Annotated in this window: 15 protein-coding genes; 6 read left to right on the forward strand and 9 right to left on the reverse strand. The window is 69.4% G+C overall.

Annotated features, from left to right (window positions below; all coding sequences use genetic code 11):
* Nucleotides 1–41 precede the first annotated feature (41 nt).
* Nucleotides 42–857 carry a 3-methyl-2-oxobutanoate hydroxymethyltransferase gene (panB, locus tag WJ35_RS08145; protein WP_042583171.1) on the forward strand — a complete coding sequence of 272 codons (816 nt, stop codon included), beginning with the start codon at nt 42–44 and terminating at the stop codon, nt 855–857.
* Between the two features lie 144 nt (nt 858–1001).
* Here the strand turns inward: panB and pabB are convergent, their stop codons facing one another.
* The 5 genes from pabB to grpE form a co-directional block, all read right to left on the reverse strand.
* Entirely contained in the window at nt 1002–2897 is a 1896-nt protein-coding gene (gene pabB, locus WJ35_RS08150; RefSeq protein ID WP_069239021.1) for an aminodeoxychorismate synthase component I, read from the reverse strand.
* 4 nt (nt 2898–2901) lie between these two features.
* Nucleotides 2902–4035 carry a molecular chaperone DnaJ gene (dnaJ, locus tag WJ35_RS08155; protein WP_010091447.1) on the reverse strand — a complete coding sequence of 378 codons (1134 nt, stop codon included), beginning with the start codon at nt 4033–4035 and terminating at the stop codon, nt 2902–2904.
* 256 nt (nt 4036–4291) lie between these two features.
* Nucleotides 4292–6241: a molecular chaperone DnaK gene (gene dnaK / locus WJ35_RS08160; RefSeq protein ID WP_069239022.1), complete on the reverse strand. Its 1950-nt coding sequence runs from the start codon at nt 6239–6241 to the stop codon at nt 4292–4294.
* Between the two features lie 147 nt (nt 6242–6388).
* A complete protein-coding gene (locus WJ35_RS08165) occupies nt 6389–6811 on the reverse strand; it encodes a thioredoxin family protein (RefSeq protein WP_060236168.1) in 423 nt (140 codons plus the stop codon).
* A 10-nt stretch (nt 6812–6821) separates the two neighbouring features.
* A complete protein-coding gene (gene grpE / locus WJ35_RS08170) occupies nt 6822–7367 on the reverse strand; it encodes a nucleotide exchange factor GrpE (protein WP_060236170.1) in 546 nt (181 codons plus the stop codon).
* A gap of 342 nt (nt 7368–7709) precedes the next feature.
* On the opposite strand from grpE, the gene WJ35_RS31785 reads away from it, so the two are divergent.
* Nucleotides 7710–7871 carry a hypothetical protein gene (locus WJ35_RS31785; RefSeq protein ID WP_010091442.1) on the forward strand — a complete coding sequence of 54 codons (162 nt, stop codon included), beginning with the start codon at nt 7710–7712 and terminating at the stop codon, nt 7869–7871.
* Here WJ35_RS31785 and WJ35_RS08175 read toward each other — a convergent pair.
* The 3 genes from WJ35_RS08175 to hrcA form a co-directional block, all read right to left on the reverse strand.
* Nucleotides 7843–8250: an RNA-binding S4 domain-containing protein gene (locus WJ35_RS08175; protein WP_060236172.1), complete on the reverse strand. Its 408-nt coding sequence runs from the start codon at nt 8248–8250 to the stop codon at nt 7843–7845. The two genes, WJ35_RS31785 and WJ35_RS08175, sit on opposite strands and share 29 nt — an antisense overlap.
* Before the next feature lie 5 nt (nt 8251–8255).
* On the reverse strand, nt 8256–9320 hold the full coding sequence (hemH, locus tag WJ35_RS08180) for a ferrochelatase (RefSeq protein WP_069239023.1): 1065 nt from the start codon (nt 9318–9320) through the stop codon (nt 8256–8258).
* A gap of 138 nt (nt 9321–9458) precedes the next feature.
* Entirely contained in the window at nt 9459–10481 is a 1023-nt protein-coding gene (hrcA, locus tag WJ35_RS08185; RefSeq protein WP_010091439.1) for a heat-inducible transcriptional repressor HrcA, read from the reverse strand.
* A 133-nt stretch (nt 10482–10614) separates the two neighbouring features.
* Here hrcA and WJ35_RS08190 point away from each other — a divergent pair, with 133 nt between their 5' ends.
* Nucleotides 10615–11523: an NAD kinase gene (locus WJ35_RS08190; RefSeq protein WP_069239024.1), complete on the forward strand. Its 909-nt coding sequence runs from the start codon at nt 10615–10617 to the stop codon at nt 11521–11523.
* 19 nt (nt 11524–11542) lie between these two features.
* A complete protein-coding gene (gene recN / locus WJ35_RS08195) occupies nt 11543–13192 on the forward strand; it encodes a DNA repair protein RecN (RefSeq protein WP_060236175.1) in 1650 nt (549 codons plus the stop codon).
* A gap of 131 nt (nt 13193–13323) precedes the next feature.
* On the opposite strand, the gene glnE is transcribed toward recN, so the two are convergent.
* A complete protein-coding gene (gene glnE / locus WJ35_RS08200; protein WP_069239419.1) occupies nt 13324–16128 on the reverse strand; it encodes a bifunctional [glutamate--ammonia ligase]-adenylyl-L-tyrosine phosphorylase/[glutamate--ammonia-ligase] adenylyltransferase in 2805 nt (934 codons plus the stop codon).
* Nucleotides 16129–16315: 187 nt separating this feature from the next.
* On the opposite strand from glnE, the gene WJ35_RS08205 reads away from it, so the two are divergent.
* Together WJ35_RS08205 and WJ35_RS08210 are read left to right on the forward strand one after the other, a co-directional pair.
* Nucleotides 16316–20518 carry a YhdP family protein gene (locus tag WJ35_RS08205; RefSeq protein ID WP_060236177.1) on the forward strand — a complete coding sequence of 1401 codons (4203 nt, stop codon included), beginning with the start codon at nt 16316–16318 and terminating at the stop codon, nt 20516–20518.
* A gap of 44 nt (nt 20519–20562) precedes the next feature.
* Nucleotides 20563–21390: a carbon-nitrogen hydrolase family protein gene (locus tag WJ35_RS08210; protein ID WP_060236179.1), complete on the forward strand. Its 828-nt coding sequence runs from the start codon at nt 20563–20565 to the stop codon at nt 21388–21390.
* Nucleotides 21391–21474: the final 84 nt, after the last annotated feature.

A 21474-nucleotide genomic window follows, 5' to 3' on the forward strand; every position in this document is an offset into this window, starting at 1 on the left:
CGCGTCTCGCCGCTGTTTTTACCTATCGAACCGGATTTCCCATGACCTATCTCCAGGAATCGAGCCGGGCTGCCGTGACCGTGCCGAAACTGCAGGCGATGCGCGACGCCGGCGAGAAGATCGCGATGCTGACCTGCTACGACGCGAGCTTCGCCGCGCTGCTCGACCGCGCGGGCGTCGACGTCCTGCTGATCGGCGATTCGCTCGGCAACGTGCTGCAAGGCCACACCACCACCCTGCCCGTCACGCTCGACGACATCGCGTATCACACCGCCTGCGTCGCACGCGCGCAGCCGCGCACGCTGATCGTCGCGGACCTGCCGTTCGGCACGTACGGCACGCCCGCCGACGCGTTCGAGAGCTCGGTCAAGCTGATGCGCGCCGGCGCGCAGATGGTCAAGCTCGAAGGCGGCGAATGGCTCGCCGACACCGTGCGCTTCCTGGTCGAGCGCGCGGTGCCCGTGTGCGCGCACGTCGGCCTGACGCCGCAATCGGTGCATGCGTTCGGCGGCTTCAAGGTGCAGGGCAAGACCGAAGCCGGCGCCGCGCAACTGCTGCGCGACGCGCGCGCGATCGAGGACGCGGGCGCGCAGCTCGTCGTGCTCGAGGCCGTGCCGACGCTCGTCGCATCCGAAGTCACGCACATGCTGCGCATTCCGACGATCGGCATCGGCGCGGGTGTGGACTGCTCGGGCCAGGTGCTGGTGCTGCACGACATGCTCGGCATCTTCCCCGGCAAGCGGCCGCGCTTCGTCAAGGACTTCATGCAGGGCCAGCCGAATATTCAGGCGGCGGTCGAAGCGTATGTGCGCGCGGTGAAGGACGGTTCGTTTCCCGGGCCGGAGCATACGTTCTGATGCGCGGCGGCGCGCACGAATAGCGACTCGCCGCCGATTCGCAGACGCAAAAAAACGCGGTGCCCGTTGCGGGGCGCCGCGTTTTTTTCATCGTTGCATTCGGGATGACCGGCGCGGCCTCGGCGGCCACCCCTGCCGGTCACATCACTTCAACACCGCATCCAGCGCGCCGCGCAGCGCGTTGGTCAAGAGCAGCGCTTGCGCGCGCGACAGGTCCTCGCGCGTCACGACGCGCTCCGTCGCGCCGAACGACGGATCGTCGAGCAGCACGCCGCGCATCACACCCGGCAGCACCCCGCTCGACAGCGGCGGCGTCACCCATCGCCCATCGAGCTTCACGAACACGTTCGAGCGCCCGCCTTCCGTCAGCTCGCCGCGCTCGTTGAAAAACAGCATGTCGAAACAGCCGAGCGCCTCGGCCGCCTGCCATGCGCGATCGTATTCGGCGCGGCGCGTCGTCTTGTGCAGTAGCAGTGCGTCGTCCGAACGCATCGGCGCAAAGCCGTGCTCCGATGCGAGCAGCACGCCGACCGGCCCTGCCGGCAGCGGCTTCAACGACGCGGCGACGATCTCGAACGCCCCATCCTTCGCGAGCGACAGCTTCATCCGGTATGGACCGTCGCCTTCGAGCGACGCGCAATCCGCGGCGATCCGCCGCTCGCGGCACGCGGCTTCGTCGAAGCGAAAGCCGAACGCGTCCGCACTGCGCCGCAGCCGCGCGAGATGCCGGTCGAGATGGCGGATGCCGTCCGCGCGCGTCGCGCAGGTCGTTTCGAACAGCTGGAAGCCGGGATCGGCATCGGTCAGGAATCGCGCTTTCAATTCGCACTCCGCATATTCGTCGGCGGCGACGCTGTCGAGCACGATCCCCCCGCCGACACCCATCGTGCCGGTACGCCAGCCGCCGGCGATGGCCGCGCTTTCGCCTGCCGCACCTACGCCGGCCGCGCCTAAGCCGGCCGCGCCGAGCGTCAACGTGCGAATCGCCACCGACAGGCAGAAATCGCCGCAGCCGGCCGCGGGTTCGGGCGGCGCGTCGAGCCAGCCGATCGCTCCCGTATAGAGGCCGCGCGGCGTCGACTCGATCGCGTCGATCAGCTGCATCGTCTTGTGTTTCGGCGCACCGGTGATCGAGCCGCACGGAAACAGCGCGCGCAGCACATCGGCGAACGTCGTGCCGTCGCGCCATCCGGCTTCGACGGTCGACGTCATCTGCCACACCGACGCATACGGCTCGACCGAGAACAACGCCGGCACCTTGACCGTCCCCGTGCGCGCGATCCGCGACAGATCGTTGCGCAGGAGATCGACGATCATCACGTTCTCGGCACGGTTCTTCGGGTCGTTCGCGAGGAATGCCGCTGCCTGAGCATCGCGCTGCGGATCGCCCGAACGCGGTGCGGTGCCCTTCATCGGCCGCGCGCGCAGCACGTCGCCGTGCCGCTCGACGAACAGCTCCGGCGAGCACGACACGACCCACGCGCCGTCCGGCAGCGCGATCAGCGCGCCGTAGCGCACCGGCTGGCGAGCACGCAGGCGCCGATACAGTGCGAGCGGCGCGCCGAACGCGTCGAAATGCAGCCGGTACGTGTAGTTGACCTGATACGAGTCGCCCGCGCGCAGCGCGTCGTGCACCGCGGCGATCGCCGCATCGAACGCGTCGCGCGTCACGCTCTTCGTCACGTGCGCGACGCCCGCGATCGACGGCGACGCCGCGCCGCCGTCGCGCTGCGCGAGCCACGCATCGACCTCGTCGCGCGACAGGCGCTCGCAGCGCGCAAACAGCAAAAAGCGCAGCGGGGCCTCGCCCGGCTGCGCCCATTGCAGGTTGCGCCCGAATTCATAGTCGCCGGCCACGACCGCGTGCAGCCCGTCGCGCAGATCCTGCGCGAGCGCCGCATCGATCGCGTCGAGCTGCGCGGGATCGGCGCACACCCGCTCGCGCACGAAGCCCGTATACAAGCGACTCGACCGCGCGGACGCGGTCGAGTCGCAATCGTCCAAGAGCGCGAACGACGCGCTCTCGCTGCCTTCAGTCATGCCGTTACTCGAAGAAGCTCTTCACCCGGTCGAACCAGCTCTTGCTCTGCGGGCTGTGGCGCGCGCCGCCTTCGGCCAGCGATTTCTCGAACTGCTTGAGCAGATCGCGCTGTTGCTCGGTCAGCTTCACCGGCGTCTCGACCTGCACGTGCACGTACAGATCGCCCGCGATGCTCGAACGCAGCCCCTTGATGCCCTTGCTGCGCAGGCGGAACGTCTTGCCCGACTGCGTGCCTTCCGGCACCGGGAACGTCGCGCGGCCGGCCAGCGTCGGCACCTCGATCTCGCCGCCGAGCGCGGCGGTCGTGAACGGGATCGGCATCTGGCAATGCAGGTCGTCGCCGTCGCGCTCGAACACCGAGTGCGGCTTGATGTGGATCTCGACGTACAGGTCGCCCGGCGGCCCGCCGTTGATGCCCGGCTCGCCGTTGCCGGCCGAGCGGATCCGCATGCCGTCGTCGATCCCCGCCGGGATCTTCACTTCGAGCGTCTTGGTTTCCTTCACCTTGCCCGACCCGTGGCAATGCGCGCACGGCTCGGGAATGTAGGTGCCGCTGCCGTGGCACTTCGGGCAGGTCTGCTGGATGCTGAAGAAGCCCTGCGACATCCGCACCGTGCCCTGGCCGTGACAGGTCGGGCAGGTCTCGGGCTTGGTACCCGGTTTCGCGCCCGAGCCGTGGCAGATCCCGCACGACACCCAGCTCGGCACGCGGATCTGCGTGTCGTAGCCGTGCGCGGCCTGCTCGAGCGTGATTTCCATGCTGTAGCGCAGGTCCGCGCCGCGATACACCTGCGGACCACCCCGGCCGCCGCGGCCGCCCGCCGCCGCCTGGCCGAAAATGTCGCCGAAGATGTCGCCGAACGCGTCGGCAAAGCCGCCGAAGCCCTGTGCGCCCGCACCGCCCATGTTCGGATCGACGCCCGCGTGGCCGTACTGGTCGTACGCGGCCCGCTTCTGGCTGTCCGACAGCATTTCGTAGGCTTCCTTCGCCTCCTTGAAATGCTCTTCCGCACCCTTGTTGTCCGGATTGCGGTCAGGGTGATACTTCATCGCAAGCTTGCGATATGCCTTCTTGATTTCGTCGTCGCTCGCATTCTTCGCGACGCCCAGAACCTCGTAGTAATCCCGTTTCGCCATATCGATTCACTGCCGCCACGCCTGATGCGCGCAACGGCTCCTTTCGCCTGCAGTAAAGTCTCGCGACTCGTCTGGCGTTGCGGCGCGCCGTCCGGGGACGGCGTGCGCAGCGCCCGCCAAAAAACAAATGTGCCCGGAGGGCCGCGAAGCCCGCCAGGCGTAGAGTCGATCCGGCCATCCGGAAGGAAAGACAGACCGCTTGTCAGCCGCGCCGCGCGCGGCTCGCGCGCGGCGTACGGTGCTGTTGCAACCCGGCTCAGTCCTTCTTCACTTCCTTGAACTCGGCGTCGACGACGTCGTCCGCGGCCTGCTGCGCGCCCGCATGGGCCGCGCCTTCCGCTGCGCCCGCCGCACCGGCCGCGCCTGCCTGCTGCGCCTGCATGTCGGCGTACATCTTCTCGCCGAGCTTCTGCGAGGCCGTCGCCACGGCTTCGACCTTCGCATCGATCGCGGCCTTGTCGCTCGCGGTGCTCTTCAGCACTTCCTCGAGCTCCTTCAGCGCGGCCTCGATCTTCTCCTTCTCGCCCGCGTCCAGCTTGTCGCCGTACTCGGTCAGCGCCTTCTTCGTGCTGTGGACGAGCGCGTCGCCCTGGTTGCGCGAATCGGCCAGCTCACGCAGCTTGTGGTCTTCCGCCGCGTTCGCTTCCGCGTCCTTGATCATCTGGTCGATCTCGGCTTCGGACAGGCCCGAGTTCGCCTTGATCGTGATCTTGTTTTCCTTGCCGGTCGCCTTGTCCTTCGCGCCGACGTGCAGGATGCCGTTCGCGTCGATGTCGAAGGTCACTTCGATCTGCGGCACGCCGCGCGGTGCGGGCGGGATGCCTTCGAGGTTGAACTCGCCGAGCAGCTTGTTGCCGGCGGCCATCTCGCGCTCGCCCTGGAACACCTTGATCGTCACGGCGGCCTGGTTGTCGTCCGCGGTGGAGTACACCTGCGCGTGCTTCGTCGGGATCGTCGTGTTCTTGTTGATCATCTTCGTCATCACGCCGCCGAGCGTCTCGATGCCGAGCGACAGCGGGGTCACGTCGAGCAGCAGCACGTCCTTGCGGTCGCCCGACAGAACCTGGCCCTGGATCGCCGCGCCGACCGCGACGGCTTCGTCCGGGTTCACGTCACGGCGCGGATCCTTGCCGAAGAATTCCTTCACCTTCTCCATGACCTTCGGCATGCGGGTCTGGCCGCCGACCAGGATCACGTCGTCGATGTCCGACACCTTGACGCCCGCGTCCTTGATCGCGATGCGGCACGGCTCGATCGTGCGCTCGACCAGATCCTCGACCAGCGCTTCCAGCTTCGCGCGGGTGATCTTCAGGTTCAAGTGCTTCGGACCGGATGCGTCCGCCGTGATGTACGGCAGGTTGATTTCGGTCTGCTGGCTCGACGACAGCTCGATCTTCGCCTTTTCGGCGGCTTCCTTCAGGCGCTGCAGCGCGAGCACGTCCTTCGACAGGTCGACGCCCTGCTCCTTCTTGAACTCGCCGATGATGTAATCGATGATGCGCTGGTCGAAGTCCTCGCCGCCGAGGAACGTGTCGCCGTTGGTCGACAGCACTTCGAACTGCATTTCGCCGTCGACGTCCGCGATCTCGATGATCGACACGTCGAACGTGCCGCCGCCGAGGTCGTACACGGCGATCTTGCGGTCGCCCTTCTCCGCCTTGTCGAGGCCGAACGCGAGCGCCGCCGCGGTCGGCTCGTTGATGATCCGCTTGACTTCGAGGCCCGCGATGCGGCCGGCGTCCTTGGTGGCCTGGCGCTGGCTGTCGTTGAAGTACGCCGGCACCGTGATCACGGCTTCCGTGACGCTTTCGCCGAGGTAGTCTTCGGCCGTCTTCTTCATCTTGCGCAGCACTTCGGCCGACACTTGCGGCGGCGCCAGCTTCTCGCCGTGCGCTTCGACCCATGCGTCGCCGTTGTCCGCCTTGATGATCGAGTACGGCATCAGGCCGATGTCCTTCTGGACTTCCTTCTCTTCGAAGCGGCGGCCGATCAGGCGCTTGACCGCGAACAGCGTGTTCTTCGGGTTCGTCACCGACTGACGCTTGGCCGGCGCGCCGACGAGCACCTCGTTGTCGTCCATGTAGGCGATGATCGACGGCGTGGTGCGCGCACCTTCCGAGTTCTCGATGACCTTGACCTGGTTGCCTTCCATGATGGCAACGCACGAGTTCGTGGTGCCGAGGTCAATACCGATGATCTTTCCCATTTTTCCTAATCTCCAGAAATCCTTGATTGCTGCGCGAAAATTTGCTCTTTTTGGGCCGTTTCGCGCGCCGAATTCAACTCTGTTCCCGAAATAAGTCCGCTCGCGCCGTTTTCAAGACCCGACAAGCGATGCGGCTATTAAATTTTTTCAATCGCCGGACAGTGCCGGGTTGCCGGCCGCCGGAGCGCCGGCCGCCACGATCTTCGCCCGCGCTGCCGCCACCGCCGCCTGGAACTGCGCGAGACCATGCCAGCCGGTCGCACGGCCGAGCCGCCTGCCGCGGTGAAAGAACAACCACGTCGGCACGCCGTGCAGCCCGAAGCGTCGACCGAGGTCGCGGTGTTCGTAGACGTTGCTGTGGAACCACTTCAAGCCCAGCGCGCGAATGGCGTCCGGCTGCGCGAGCATCGCCTTCTTCGCGATTTCGCAGTTGAAGCAGTCGACGCCCCAGAAGAACACCACGGCGAGCGCGTCGCCCGCGCCTGCGAGGCCGGCGTCGAACGTGTCGGCCGACAGCGCCTGCATGTCGAACGCGACGAACGCGGCCGGATCGACGCCGGCGGGCACCATGGCGGCAGCCTTACTTTGGTTGCGCGACCGTGACGAGCGCCGGGCGCAGCACGCGGTCGGCGATCGTATAGCCCTTCTGCAGCACGGTGACGACGGTGTTCGGCTCCTGCTCGGCCGGCACCATCGAGATCGCCTGGTGCAGGTGCGGATCGAACTTCTCGCCGACCGGGTTGATCGCGACGACGCGCCCCTTCTCGAGCGCGCTCGTCAGCTGGCGCAGCGTCAGCTCGACACCCTCGCGCACCTTCGCGAGGTCGCCGGACGTATCACCGACCGCCGCCTCGAGGCTGTCCAGCACCGGCAGCAGGTGCTCGGCAAAGCTCTCGATCGCGAATTTGTGCGCCTTCGCGACGTCGTCCTGCGCGCGGCGGCGCACGTTCTCGGTCTCGGCCTTCGCCCGCAGGAAGCTTTCCTGCAGCTCGGCGACCTTGGCTTGAGCCTCGGCGAGCGCCGCTTCGGCAGCCTCGGCGGCCGGCGCGGCGCCTTGCGCCGCCTGCGTCTCGCTGCCGATGTCTTCGGCCGATTGGGCAGCCGGGTTCTCTTGCGTATTTTCCATGTCGCTGAAAGTCGATTAGAGGTTGAAGCCAAATCGGCAACCGTCTGACGAATCGTCGACGGCACCGCACATTACTGGTGCAGATAAGGGCGAAAACACCCACTTCAAGAGGGTCATTGTCGCGCATTCGCCAACGTCGCGAATCAACCGCGCCGTCTGCGGCAACCGCCGCCCGAGCGGTCGAAACGGCCTGTAACAACGCTTACCCGGCGAGTACTAGCCCGCCTCCGGACGCTGCACTACACTGCATTTCACGCATCGGAGCGGCGCGTTTACCCTGACGCGACCGTTGCCCGAACTCCACCAGGCGCCATTTTCACCCGTCTTCTCGAGGGGAGTACCGTGAAACTGACCTTTGCCATATCGGTGGTCGCGCTGGTACTCATTGCCGGCACCACCACCATCTGCCTGTCCGGGGCAGTCACCGACCGCACGACCGAATACGGCAGCGTACAGGCGACGCTGGACCGGATGTTCAGCTCCCACCCGAAAATCTGTCGATGATGCGACGGTCGCGTTTCGTCGGCCGGCCGTGCAGTTGGGCCGCCGGCTCGTGGAACGTGCGTCGCCGCTCCTGCTCGGCGAGCCGCGCGGCCCGCCCGGATTCCGTCTCCGCGTAAAGCGTCTGCGCGACGCTCGCCGGCCCGCGCACGTCGCACACGCCCAGCACGGCAATTTGCCAGACGATGCCGTCGATCGCAATCTCGACCTCGTCGCCGACGCGCACCTCCTTGGCCGGCTTGACCGGCGCGCCGCCGATCCGCACCCGCCCCTTGTCGACCGCGTCGGCCGCGAGCGAGCGCGTCTTGAAGAACCGGGCGGCCCACAGCCACTTGTCGATGCGCAGCCGCGCGCCCGGCTCGGTGGAAATCTTGTAGTTCATCGCGTTCAACTCACCGTTTCCGGCTGCGCCGCCTTGACCGGCCAGCCCTGCAGATTCTCGGCGACGATCTCGCCGAGCGCGCCGATCCACGCATGCGCGCCGTTCAGGCACGGAATACGATGGAACGCCTTGCCGCCGCCCGCGATGAATTCGTCGCGCACTTCCATCCCGATCTCCTCGATCGTCTCGAGGCAGTCGGCCGTGAAGCCCGGACAGAACACGTCCGCGCGCCGCACGCCCGCTTCGCCGAGCTCGCGCAGCGTCGGCGCGGTGTACGGCTGCAGCCATTCGGCCTTGCCGAAACGCGACTGGAAGGTCACGCGGCATTCGATCGTCGACAGCCCGAGCGCCGTCATCAGCAGCGCGGCCGTCTGCTGGCACTGGTCGTGATAGGGATCGCCGAGGTCGAGCGTGCGCTTCGGCACGCCGTGGAAGCTCAGCACCAGCTTGTCGCCGGCCGCGAAATCGGGTCGCCCTTGCTGCGCCCAGTATTGCCGCACCTGCTCGGCGAGCGCATGGATATAGGCCGGATGGTCGGCGTAATGACGCACGGTGCGAACTTCCGGCTGGTTGCGCATGCGCGCGAGCGCGTTGAACGCCGCGTCGAAGGCGGTCGCCGTCGTCGACGCGGAATATTGCGGATACATCGGCATCAGCAGCACGCGCTCGACGCCGGCGCGCTTGAGCTGCGCGAGCACCTGCGCGATGCTCGGGCTGCCGTAGCGCATCGCGTAGTCGACCAGCACCTGATAGCCGTTCGACGCGAGCAGGTGGCGCACGCCGTCGACCTGGCGCTCGGTGTGCACGCGCAGCGGCGAGCCTTCGGGCATCCACACGGCCGCGTATTTCTTCGCGGACGCGCGGCCGCGCAACGGCAGGATCAGCGTGCGCAGCAGGACCTGCCAGACCGCCTGCGGGATTTCGACCACGCGGGGATCGGACAGGAATTCGGCGAGATAGCGACGGACCGCGCGCGGCGTCGGAGCGTCGGGCGTGCCGAGGTTGATCAGCAGCACCGCGATGCGATGGGCGGCCGCGACGCTCGATGGCGGCTCAAGATCGAAGCGCATAAGCAGGGACGTGCTCGAGGCACGGAACCGGACGGCTTTCAATTATAGCGGGCCGTCCTGCAACGGGTGACTGGCCGTTCGGCCGATTGCGGCGCGCAGCGCGCCGCGGCACGATGGCGGGACCGGCCATCGGAGCGGTTATTGCTGGCTGAGCGTGAGCGACAGCAGGCGCGCGGTGATGTCGACGATCGGGATCACCCGGTTGTACGCCATCCGGGTCGGGCCGATCACGCCGAGCGTGCCGACGATCTGGCCGTTCACCTCGTAGGGCGCGGTGACGACGCTCATTTCCTCGATCGGCACGAGCGTCGATTCGCCGCCGATGAAGATCTGCACGCCCTGCGCATGGCTCGACACGTCGAGCAGCTGCAGGAGGCCGGTCTTCTGGTCGAACACGTCGAACAGCTTGCGCAGCCGCGCCATGTCGGACGACAGGTCGGCGACCTCGAGCAGGTTGCGCTCGCCGGAAATGAGCACGGTGTCTTCCGTATCCGGCACCTCGGTGCTCGCGGTCACGGCCGCGTGCATCAGCGCGGTCATGTCGCCGCGCAGCTGGTCGATCTCGTCGCGCAGGCGGCGGCGCACCTCGTCGAACGACAGGCCGGCGAAATGCGCGTTGATGTAGTTGGACGCCTCGGTCAGCTGCGACGGCGAGTAGTCGCGCGGCGTCGCGAGCATCCGGTTCTGCACGTCGCCTTCGGGGGTGACGATGATGAGCAGGATGCGCTTGTCGGACAGGCGCATGAACTCGATCTGCTTGAACACGTGGCTGCGGCGCGGCGTCAGCACGACACCCGCGAACTGCGACAGGTTCGACAGCACGCTCGCCGCGGCCGCGACCACCTTCTGCTGCGGCTCGCCGGCCTGCAGCGTGGTCTGGACCTGGCGGGCGACCGCCTCGGCGTCGATCGGCGTCTCGACCGTCAGCATCGTGTCGACGAACAGGCGGTAGCCGCGCGGGGTCGGCACCCGGCCGGCCGACGTGTGCGGGCTCGAGACGAGGCCGAGCTCCTCCAGGTCGGACATCACGTTGCGGATCGTCGCCGGGCTCAGTTCCAGCCCGGAATAACGAGACAACGTGCGCGATCCGACCGGCTGACCGTCGGCGATATACCGATCGATCAGGGTTTTCAGGAGGGTTCGTGCGCGAGGATCTAGCATGGTAGAAAATTTTAGCGCAACCGCGCGACTGCGGCGAGTGGCCGCGCCCGGCACGCAAACGGGCCGGGCGCGGCGCCCGGGGCCGCAAACGCAAACGGTTCTTTTCGTCAACGAGCTATGGTGTAATGCCGCCATGAAAACCGGTAATCAGTTCCATACTGTCGCGCTCGTCGGCCGGAGCAACACGCCCGGCATCGCCGAGCCGCTCGCCACGCTTGCCGATTGCCTCGCGGAGCGGGGCTTCGAGGTGGTGTTCGAAGCCGACACCGCTCGCGAGTTCGGCATCGCCGGCTACCCGGCGCTCACCCCGGCCGAGATCGGGGCGCGCGCCGACGTGGCGGTCGTGCTGGGCGGCGACGGCACGATGCTCGGCATCGGCCGGCAGCTCGCGCCGTACAAGACGCCGCTGATCGGGATCAACCACGGGCGGCTCGGCTTCGTCACGGACATCGCGGCGGCCGACATGCAGGCGCGCGTCCCGGTGATGCTGTCCGGCAAGTTCGAGCGCGAGGAACGGTCGCTGCTCGAGGCCCGGATCATGCGCAACGGCGAACCGATCTACCACGCGCTCGCGTTCAACGACGTCGTCGTGAACCGCAGCGGCTTTTCCGGGATGGTCGAGCTGCGCGCGACGGTGGACGGCCGGTACATGTACAACCAGCGCTCGGACGGCCTGATCGTCGCGACGCCGACCGGCTCGACCGCGTACGCGCTGTCGTCGGCCGGGCCGATCCTCCATCCGCAGCTGCAGGGCATCGTGCTCGTGCCGATCGCGCCGCATGCGCTGTCGAACCGGCCGATCGTGCTGCCCGACGACACCAGGATCGCGATCCAGATCGTCGGCGGGCGCGACGTCAACGTGAATTTCGACATGCAGTCGTTCACCGCGCTCGAACTGAACGACACGATCGAGGTGCGCCGCTCGAAGCACACCGTGCCGTTCCTGCACCCGATCGGCTACAGCTATTACGCGACGCTGCGCAAGAAGCTGCACTGGAACGAGCACGCATCGAACGAAGACGACGACGACACGGCGTCCTGACGCCCAACCGCCCGACACCATGCTCCGCCACCTCTCGATCCGCGACTTCGTCATCGTCGCCGCGCTCGATCTCGAATTCGACAGCGGCTTTACCGTCTTCTCCGGCGAAACCGGCGCCGGCAAATCGATCCTGATCGACGCGCTCGCGCTGGCGCTCGGCGAACGCGCCGACGCGAGCGTCGTGCGCACCGGCTGCGGCCGCGCCGATATCACCGCCGAATTCACCCAGCACGACCGCGTCGCGCGCTGGCTCGACGAGCACGCGTTCGACGCCGAGGACACCGTGATGCTGCGCCGCGTGATCGACGCGAACGGCCGCTCGCGCGCGTTCATCAACGGCACCAGCGCGACGCTCGCGCAACTGCGCGAGGTCGGCGAGATGCTCGTCGACATCCACGGCCAGCACGCGCACCAGTTGCTGATGCGGCCGGATGCGCAGCGCGAGCTGTTCGACACCCATGCCGGGCTCGTCGCCGACGCCGCGAACGTCGCGCGCGCGTGGCGCGTGTGGCGCGACGCGACCCAGGCGATCGACGCGGCGAAGGCGCACGAGCGCGAACTGCAGCTCGAACGCGAAAAGCTCGCGTGGCAGCTCGCCGAGCTCGACAAGCTCGCGCCGCAGCCCGGCGAATGGGACGAGGTCAGCAACGAGCACAAGCGCCTGTCGCATTCGGCGAACCTGATCGACGGCGTGCAGGGCGCGCTCAACGCGCTGTCCGAAGCGGACGACGCGATGCTCGCGCAGCTCGGCGCGATCGTGTCGAAGCTGCGCAGCCTCGCCGACTACGATCCGGCGCTCGGCGATGCGCTCGCGTCGCTCGAGCCGGCCGAAATCCAGCTGCAGGAGGCCGTCTACTCGCTGTCGCACTACGCGCAGCGCCTCGACCTCGACCCGAACCGGCTCGCGCAGGTCGAAACGCGTCTCGACGCGCTGCATTCGACCGCCCGCAAATTCCGCCTGCCGCCCGACACGCTGCACGAGGAGCACGCGGCGCGGCGCGCGCAGCTGGCCGCGCTCGACGCCGCCGCCGACCTCGGTGCGCTGCACGCCGCGCAGGCCAAGGCATGGGACGCTTACGTCACTGACGCGAAACGCCTGTCGAAGGCGCGCGCGCAGGCGGCCAAGGCGCTCGGCACGGCCGTGACCGCCGGCATGCAGGAGCTGTCGATGGCGGGCGGCAGCTTCGAGGTCGCGCTCGTGCCGCTCGCCGACGGCGGCCCGCACGGCCTCGAACAGGTCGAGTTCCGCGTCGCCGGGCACCCGGGCGTGCCGCTGCGGCCGCTCGCGAAGGTCGCGTCGGGCGGCGAGCTCGCGCGGGTCAGCCTCGCGCTCGCGGTCATTGCGAGCGCCGCGAGCCCGACGCCGACGCTGATCTTCGACGAAGTCGACACCGGGATCGGCGGCGGCGTCGCCGAAGTGGTCGGCCGGCTGCTGCACCAGCTGGGCCGCGACCGGCAGGTGCTGTGCGTGACCCATCTGCCGCAGGTCGCGGCGCGCGGCGACCAGCACTTCCAGGTCGCCAAGGGCGCCGACGACAACGGCGGCACCGTGTCGACGGTCGTCCCGCTCGACAAGGCGAGCCGCGTCGAGGAAGTCGCGCGGATGCTCGGCGGGCTCGAGATCACGGCGACGACGCGCAAGCACGCGAAGGAAATGCTGGCGGCCTGACGGGCCGCTCTGCCGCGGAAAGCGGTTGGGGCTCGGGGCTCGATCCCGGATTCAGATTCGGCCTCGAGCCAGGGTGACAAGCCGCGAGCTTCGACCGCCCGCCCCCAACCGCGTTCAAAGCCGAACCACCGTCAGCCCGCAGTCCCTGCCGCCCCGAACACCCGCTCCCACAACGCCGTCACCACCGCCCGCTCGTCGGCGACCGTCGCCGGATCGACCCGCGCCTTCTCCATCCCGTCGAGCCGCAGCTTGTGCTGCAGCTTCCGGTACGTGCGATAGGCCGCGCCGACGCGTTCGGCTTCCGCCTCGCTGCTCATCAGCCCGAAGCGCGCGACCTCGCGCAGCAGCGCGATGTTGCCGGTATTGCGAATCAGCTCCGGGTCGCGCGACGCATGCAGCAGCACCCAGTACTGGACGATGAACTCGATGTCCACCATCCCGCCGCGGTCGTGCTTCAGGTCGAACAGCTCGCCGTGGTTCGGATGGCCGGCGAACACCTTGTCGCGCATGTCGACGATTTCCTTCGCGAGCACGGCCGCGTCGCGCGGCATCGTCAGCACCTGCCGGCGGATCGCCTCGAACGCCGCGCCGATCTGCGCGTCACCCGCGCTGTAGCGCGCCCGCGTCAGCGCCTGGTGCTCCCAGACCCACGCGGTGTTCGCCGCGTCGCCCTCGCGCAGCTGGTAGCGGCGGAACGCGTCGAGATCGGTGACGAGCAGCCCGGCCTCGCCGTTCGGCCGCAGCCGCAGGTCGATGTCGAACAGCGCGCCCGCGCCGGTCGCCGTCGTCAGCCACGTGATCAGCCGCCGCGTGAACGTCGTGTAGACGTCCGCCGCGCGCTCGTCCGGGTCGTCGTACAGGAAAATCAGGTCGAGATCCGACGCATAGCCGAGCTCCTTGCCGCCCAGCTTGCCGTACGCGATCACCGCAAACTTCGGCACGTCGCGGTGGCGCTTCGCGAGCTGCGACCAGACGATCTCGATCGTCACGTCGAGCACGGCGTCGGCCAGCTCGGACAAGCGGTCGCTGATGTGCTCGACCGACAGCTGCCCGGCGAGATCGATCAGCAGGATGCGGAACACCTCCGCGTGCTGCGCGTGGCGCAGCAGGTCCATCTGCTGCTCGGGGCCGTCGGCCGCCGCGAGCCGCGCGCGCAGCGCATGCTTGAACGCGGGCCAGTCGAACGGGCTCGCGATCGCCTCGTCGTCGAGCAGCTCGTCGAGCAGCTGCGGATGCCGGATCAGGTAGCCGCCGCCCCAGCGCGTCGCGCCGAGCACCGACAGCACGCGGTCCAGCGCCGCCGGGTACTCGGTCAGCAGCGCGAGATAGACGCCGCGCCGGCTGACCGTCTCGAGCAGGTCGAACAGCCGCACGATCGTGTCGTCGCGGTGCGCGGCGTCGATCCGCGGCGCCGCCTCGAGCGCGCGCTGCGCGACGCTGTCGAAGCGCTGGCGGCTCTTTTCCGCGAGGCCCGTGTAGCGCGACGAGCGCCAGACCGCACGCAGGCGCGTCAGCACGGCCTGCGGATCGCCGAAACCGAGGCTTTCCAGACGGGCCGCCAGCGTATCGTCCGTGCCGTCGTCGGCGAGCGCACCGCTCCAGATCCAGGCTGCCTCGCTGTCGTCGGCGGCTCCGCATGGCCCGCCGCTGACCTTGTCCGCGAAGATCTGGTCGAACTGCGCCTCGACGAAGGTCCGGTGGCCGTCGAGCACCGTCATCAGCGCCGCATAGTCGGCCAGGCCGAGCGATGCCGCCAGCGCCGCGCGCTCGTCGGCGTCGACCGGCATCGCGTGCGTCTGCGCGTCGTTGCGGTATTGCAGCCGGTGCTCGAGCGTGCGCAGGAAGCGGTACGCGTCGGCGAGCCGCGCCTCGACGTCGTCGCCGATCAGCCCGCGCGCCTGCGCATGGCGCAGCACGGCGAGCGTCGGCCGCACGCGAAAGCCCGCGTCCTGGCCCCCGCGGATCAGCTGGAACACCTGCGCGCTGAATTCGATCTCGCGGATCCCGCCGCGCCCGAGCTTGATGTCGTCGGCCTTGTCCGGCCGCATCGACGCGCGGCGCGCCGCTTCCTGGCGGATCTGCTGATGCAGCGAGCGGATCGCGCCGATCACGCCGAAATCCAGGTAGCGCCGGTAGACGAACGGCTTGACGATCGCGTCGAGCTGCGTCGCGAGCCGCCGGGCCGCGTCGCTTTGCCCTTCCGACACGAGCCGGCCCTTGATCCACGCGTAGCGCTCCCACTCGCGCCCCTGCACGTAGAAATATTCCTCGAGCATCCCGATGCTGCAGACGAGCGGCCCGGAATCGCCGTTCGGGCGCAGCCGCATGTCGACGCGGAACACGTAGCCGTCGGCCGTCACTTCGGACAGCACGCCGATCAGGCGCCGGCCGAGCCGCGTGAAGTATTCCTGCGTCGACAACGCCGCGCGGGTGCCGCCCGCCGTCTCGCCGTCGTCCTCGTAGACGAAGATCAGGTCGATGTCGGACGACACGTTCAGCTCGCGCCCGCCCAGCTTACCCATCCCGACCACGCCGAGCACGACGCGCTGGCCGTCGGCGCCGCGCGGCTCGCCGTACAGCGCGTCGAGCTCGGCCGACAGCAGCGCGAGCGCGCGCTGCACGGCCACCTCGGCGAGATCGGTCATCGCGCCCGTGACCTCGGCGACGTCGGCAAGCCCGCGCAGGTCGCGCTCGGCGACCGCGCCGAACACCTCGGCGCGCAACTGGCGGAGCGCCTTCTTGAACTGGTCCTCGGTCGGCGCGGCCGCTCCGGCGAGCGCCGCGAGCAACTCGTCGAGCCGCGTTTCGAGCTGCGCGCGGGACAAGGGGGCAGCCGCCCACGCGGCGATCCGGCCGGCGAGCGCGGGGCGCGCCGCGACCGCGCGCGCCAGATAGTGGGAATAGGACGTGCTGATCAGGGCTGAAGCGTCGGTCATCGAGATGCGGGCCTTGCGCAAGAATCGGGCGACATGGGGAACGTGCACGCGCTGCCGCGAGCGCGGCAGGCGCACGATCGCGCGCCGGGAAGCCCGTGCCGCGCCGCCGCGACGGCCGCCGGCACGGACCCGTGTGATACATTTCAACGTCAGTTCGCAAACTACCACACCGCCGCCCGTCCGCCGCATGTCCGACCGTCAGGAATCCGCCGTAGCAGTGCCCAAAGCGGGACCTCCGAAGCACGATCATCCGGTATTGCGCCGCGTGTTCAAGGTGACGCTGGCGGTCGGGCTCGGCACCTACTTCGTCGCGTCGGGCGCATTTCTCGGGCTGCGCTACGTGCTGCTGCCCCGCGTCGACGACTACCGGCCGCGCATCGAGCGGTTCGTTTCCGACAAGCTCCACGCGCAGTTGTCGATCGGCAAGCTGGCGCCCCACTGGTCCGGCATGCAGCCGGGCGTCGAAATCACCGGGCTGACGATCCGCGGCCGCGACGGCCGGCTCGCGCTGTCGGTGCCGCATGCGACCGCCGCGCTGTCCTGGTGGTCGCTGCCGCGCCTGTCGCCCGCGCTGTCGAGCCTGATCGTCGACCAGCCGGACCTGGTCGTCGAGCGCACCGCGGACGGCGAGCTGTTCATCGCCGGGGTCGGCGTGCCGACCACCCACGGCGGCCACGACGACACGTTCAGCGCCTGGCTCCTCAAGCAGGAAGCGATCGTGCTGCGCGGCGGCACGCTGCGCTGGCGCGACGCGCGGCACGACGCGCCGGAGCTCGCGCTGGCCGGGATCCGGCTCGCGGTGCTCAACGATGGGCGCACCCACAGGGCGGCGCTGCAGGCGCCCGCGAACGGCACGCTGCTGCGCGGCCCGCTGGATTTCCGCGCGCGCTTCACGCACAAGGCGCTCGAGCCGATCGGCAAGCCCGCGAACTGGACCGGCGATGCGTACCTGTCGACCGGTCCCGTCGACCTGCCGACCCTTGCCCGCTACGTGAACATGCCGTTCACGATGCACGCGGGCCGGATCGACAACGCGATCTGGGCGACCTTCCGGGACGGCCGCCTGCGCTCGGCGGGCGGCAACCTGCAGGGCGCGGACGTCGCGCTGCGCGTGCGGCCGACGCAGCCGCGGCTCGACGTGCCGATCGCCCGCTTCGGCTGGGACATGACGATGGACCCCGGCCACGACTACACGCTGCACCTGTCGCGCTTTCACGCGGAGCTGGGCCAGCCGCCGCTGCCGGACGGCACGACGCTCGCCCGCTCGCTCGGCATGGCGACGCTCACCGCGCGTTACCGGGTGCCGTCCGCGAGCCAGGGGCAGCTGATCAGCGTGGCCGGCGACCGCGTCGATCTCGGCATCCTCAGCGAATTCATCCGCGGGCTGCCGCTGCCGGCCCACCTGCGCAACGAGCTCGTGCGGGTCGACCCGCGCGGGATGGTGTCGAACTATCACATCGAGGTCGAGCGCGCGAAGCCGGCGAAAGCCGAGCTCGCCGAAGAGGAGAAGCGCACCGGCGCCGCGCCGGTCGTCCGGTACCGCTTCCTCGGCGACCTGCAGGGCATCAGCTTCGCCGCGCAGGAGCCGCCGCCCGGCCTGTCCGCGCGCGGCCATCCGCGCGCCGGCTGGCCGGGGATCGAAAACCTGTGGGGCCGCATCGACGCGACCGAGACGGGCGGCGTCGCGCATTTCGACACGGTCAACGCCGCGGTCACGGTGCCCGGCGAGTTCGACGAGCCGCGCCTCACGTTCGACCGGCTGCGCGGCAACGCGAAATGGGTCGTCACGCCGGCGCCGGGCGAGAAGCACGCGCGCGTCGACGTGACGGTGCCCGACCTGCTCGTGTCGAACCCGGACGCCGAGATCGCGGTGTCGGGCAGCTACACGAACCCGGGCCACGGCCGCGGCTCGCTCGACCTGCGCGCCGACTTCGCGCGCGCCGCGGTCGCGCGCATCCCGCGCTACCTGCCGACCGGCATGGCCGAGCACCTGCGCCAGTATCTCGGCCACGCGCTGCAGGCGGGACAGGTCACCAAAGGCGCGTCGATCGTCGCGCGCGGCCCGCTCGAGACCTTCCCGTACGAGCACGACCCGAGCGGCGGCGTGTTCCGCATCGTTGCGCCGTTCACCGGCGGCAAGTTCGAACCGACTCCGTTCCCGCCGCACAAGCTCGCGAACGGCACGCCGAGCGTGTGGCCCGCCCTCACCGGCATCGACGGCGTGTTCGAGCTCGAGCAGAACAAGCTGCGCTTCGACATCTCCCGCGCGTCCTACAAGCAGGTCGCGCTGACGAAGGTCAGCGGCCGGATCGACGACCTCGGCCGCCCGGTCACGTCGCCGCTCGTGATCGAAGGCGACGCGCGCGGCCCGCTCGCCGACCTGATCGACTATGCGAACAACAGCACGCTCGGTGGCCTGAGCGGCCACGTCGGCGAACGGATCGACGCGCAAGGGCCCGCGACGCTCGCGCTCAAGCTGACGATCCCGCAGCGGATCGCGCACCAGCACACGAGCGTCGAAGGCGCGCTCGCGTTCGGCGGCAACACGCTGTCGACCGACGGCGTGCCGCCGCTGTCCGCGCTGCGCGGCAGCGTGCGTTTCACGCAGTCCGGCGCGGCGCTCGACAACCTCTCCGCCCGCTTCCTCGGCGGCCCGGTGCGCGCGAACGGCAGCCTGACGTCGCACGGCCCGTACGCGTTCGACATCGACGGCCGGCTCGCGCTCGACGCCGCGCGCGGCCTGAACCTGCACGGCCCCGCGGCCGCGCTGCTCGAGCACGTGGTCGGCGACGCGCCGTACCGGATCGCCGTGCGCGGCGCGCCGGGCCGCCTGCCCGACGTGACGGCCCGCTCCGACCTGACGGGCGTCGCGCTGAACTTCCCGGCGCCGTTCGCGAAGCCCGCGGGCACGCCGATGCCGTTCAGCTTCACGCTGCGGCCGGCAGCGCCGCAGACGGACGCGCGGCGCCTCGAGCGCGCCGACCTGACGCTCGGCCCGATCGCCGCCACCTACGTGCTCGACGCGACGCGCGGCCAGCCGCTGCGCGCGGTGCGCGGCGCGATGGGGATCCACCGGATGCCCGACGTGCCGCAGGAAGGCGTGAGCGCGGCCGTCGACGTCGGCGAGCTGGACGCCGACGCGTGGCTCGCGCTCGCGCACACGCTGCGCGGCCCGCAGCGCGCGCAGGAGCCGCAGGCGGCCGAACGCATCGATCTCGCGAGCTTCGCGCCGAAGCGCTTCGCGTTCCATTTCGGCACGCTGAAGCTGCTCAAGCGCAACTGGGAAAACGTGATCGTCGGCGCGTCGCACGTCGACGAGCTGTGGCAGGCGAACATCGCGTCGAACCAGGTGTCCGGCTACCTGTCGTGGGCGCCGGGCGGCGGCGACAACGGCGCAGGCGTGCTGAACGCGCGGCTCGCGAAGCTCGTGATTCCGCAGAGCGCCGAGCAGGACCTCGTCGGCCGCGCGATGAACCTGCCGACGCCGGCCGACCGCCCGATTCCGTCGATCGACCTGGTCGTCGACGAAGTCGTCGAGCGCGGCCACGACATCGGCCGGCTGGTCGTCAACGCGCGCAACGTCGAGGAGGACGGCGTGCCGGTCTGGCAGCTCGACAAGCTGGAGCTGTCGAACCCGGCGGCGAAGCTCACCGCGACCGGCAACTGGCGCACGTCGCGCCGGGCGCTCGCGCGCGGCGTCGACGAAGCCGACGCGCCGCGCCGCAGCGTGTTCGACTTCAAGCTCGACATCGACAACGCGGGCGCGCTGCTCGACCGCGTCGGCCTGCCCCGCACGGTCGGGGACGGCCACGGCACGCTGACCGGCAAGGTCGGCTGGCGCGGCGGCCCGACTGCGCTCGACTACCCGTCGCTCAACGGCCATCTCGCGCTCGAACTCGAGCACGGCGAGATCCTGAAGGTCGATCCGGGCGCGGCGAAGCTGCTCGGCGTGCTGAGCCTGCAGAGCCTCGCGCGCTTCCTGACGCTCAATTTCCGCGAAGTGGTCGGCAAGGGGCTGCCGTTCGACAAGATCACCGGCACCGGCCAGATCACCAACGGCATCGCGCGCACCGACGATTTCGAGATGACGACGTCGCCCGCGAAGGTCACGCTGAAGGGCTCGGTCGACCTCGGCGCGGAGACGCAGGACCTGCGCGCGCACGTTGCGCCGAAGATCGGCGCCGGCACGGCGGCGATCGCGGCCGCGATCGTCAACCCGCTGCTCGGCATCGGCGTGCTGGCCGCGAACTACGCGTTGTCGGAGACGCTGTCGCGCGCGTTCGCGATCGACTACGCGATCAACGGCTCGTGGGCGCATCCGCACATCGAGCGGGTGCGGGGCGATCAGGGTAAGATGAATCACGACGCGGCCGGCACGTCGAACCCCTGAGCCGCAACGGGCCGCACCCCATTTATGACGCAACCGAACTCGCGATGACCGACCCCACCCTTTCCGCCACGCCCGTCCGGGTTGCCGCGCTGCAGATGGTGAGCACGCCGGATGTCGCGCGCAATCTCGCCGAGGCGCGCCGCCTGATCGCGGAGGCCGCCGGCGAAGGCGCGCAGCTCGTGCTGCTGCCCGAGTATTTCTGCTTCATGGGGCACCAGGACACCGACAAGCTCGCGCTCGCCGAAGCCTACCGGGACGGCCCGATCCAGCAGTTCCTCGCCGACGCCGCGCGCCGCCACGGCATCTGGGTGATCGGCGGCACGCTGCCGCTGAAGGCGCCGGAGGCGAACCGCGTGCTGAACACGACGCTCGTGTTCGATCCGTCCGGAACCGAGGCGGCCCGCTACGACAAGATCCACCTGTTCAGCTTCGAGAAGGGCGACGAGTCGTTCGACGAGGCGCGCACGATCCGCCCGGGCGACACGGTCGTCACGTTCGGCGCGCCGTTCGGCCGCGTCGGGCTGTCGGTCTGTTACGATCTGCGCTTTCCGGAGCTGTACCGCAAGATGGGCGACTGCGCGCTGGTCGTCGTGCCGTCGGCGTTCACCTACACCACCGGCCGCGCGCACTGGGAAACGCTGCTGCGCGCGCGGGCGGTCGAGAACCAGTGCTACGTGCTCGCGGCCGCGCAGGGCGGCAGGCACGAGAACGGCCGGCGCACCTGGGGTCACAGCATGCTGGTCGACCCGTGGGGCGAGATCGTCGCGGAGCGCGCCGAAGGCGCGAGCGTCGTGATCGGCACGCTCGACCCGCAACGCATCGCGGACGTGCGCCAGAGCCTGCCCGCATGGCGGCACCGCGTGCTCGGCTGACGCCCGCCGTCACCGGCCCGCCCCCTTGAAACCCCGGCCCGCGCGAACCATCTGCCCCCTATCCGCACCCGACAATTTTTTGAG

The organism is Burkholderia ubonensis (assembly GCF_001718695.1).
In the GTDB taxonomy this organism is placed as follows: domain Bacteria; phylum Pseudomonadota; class Gammaproteobacteria; order Burkholderiales; family Burkholderiaceae; genus Burkholderia; species Burkholderia ubonensis_B.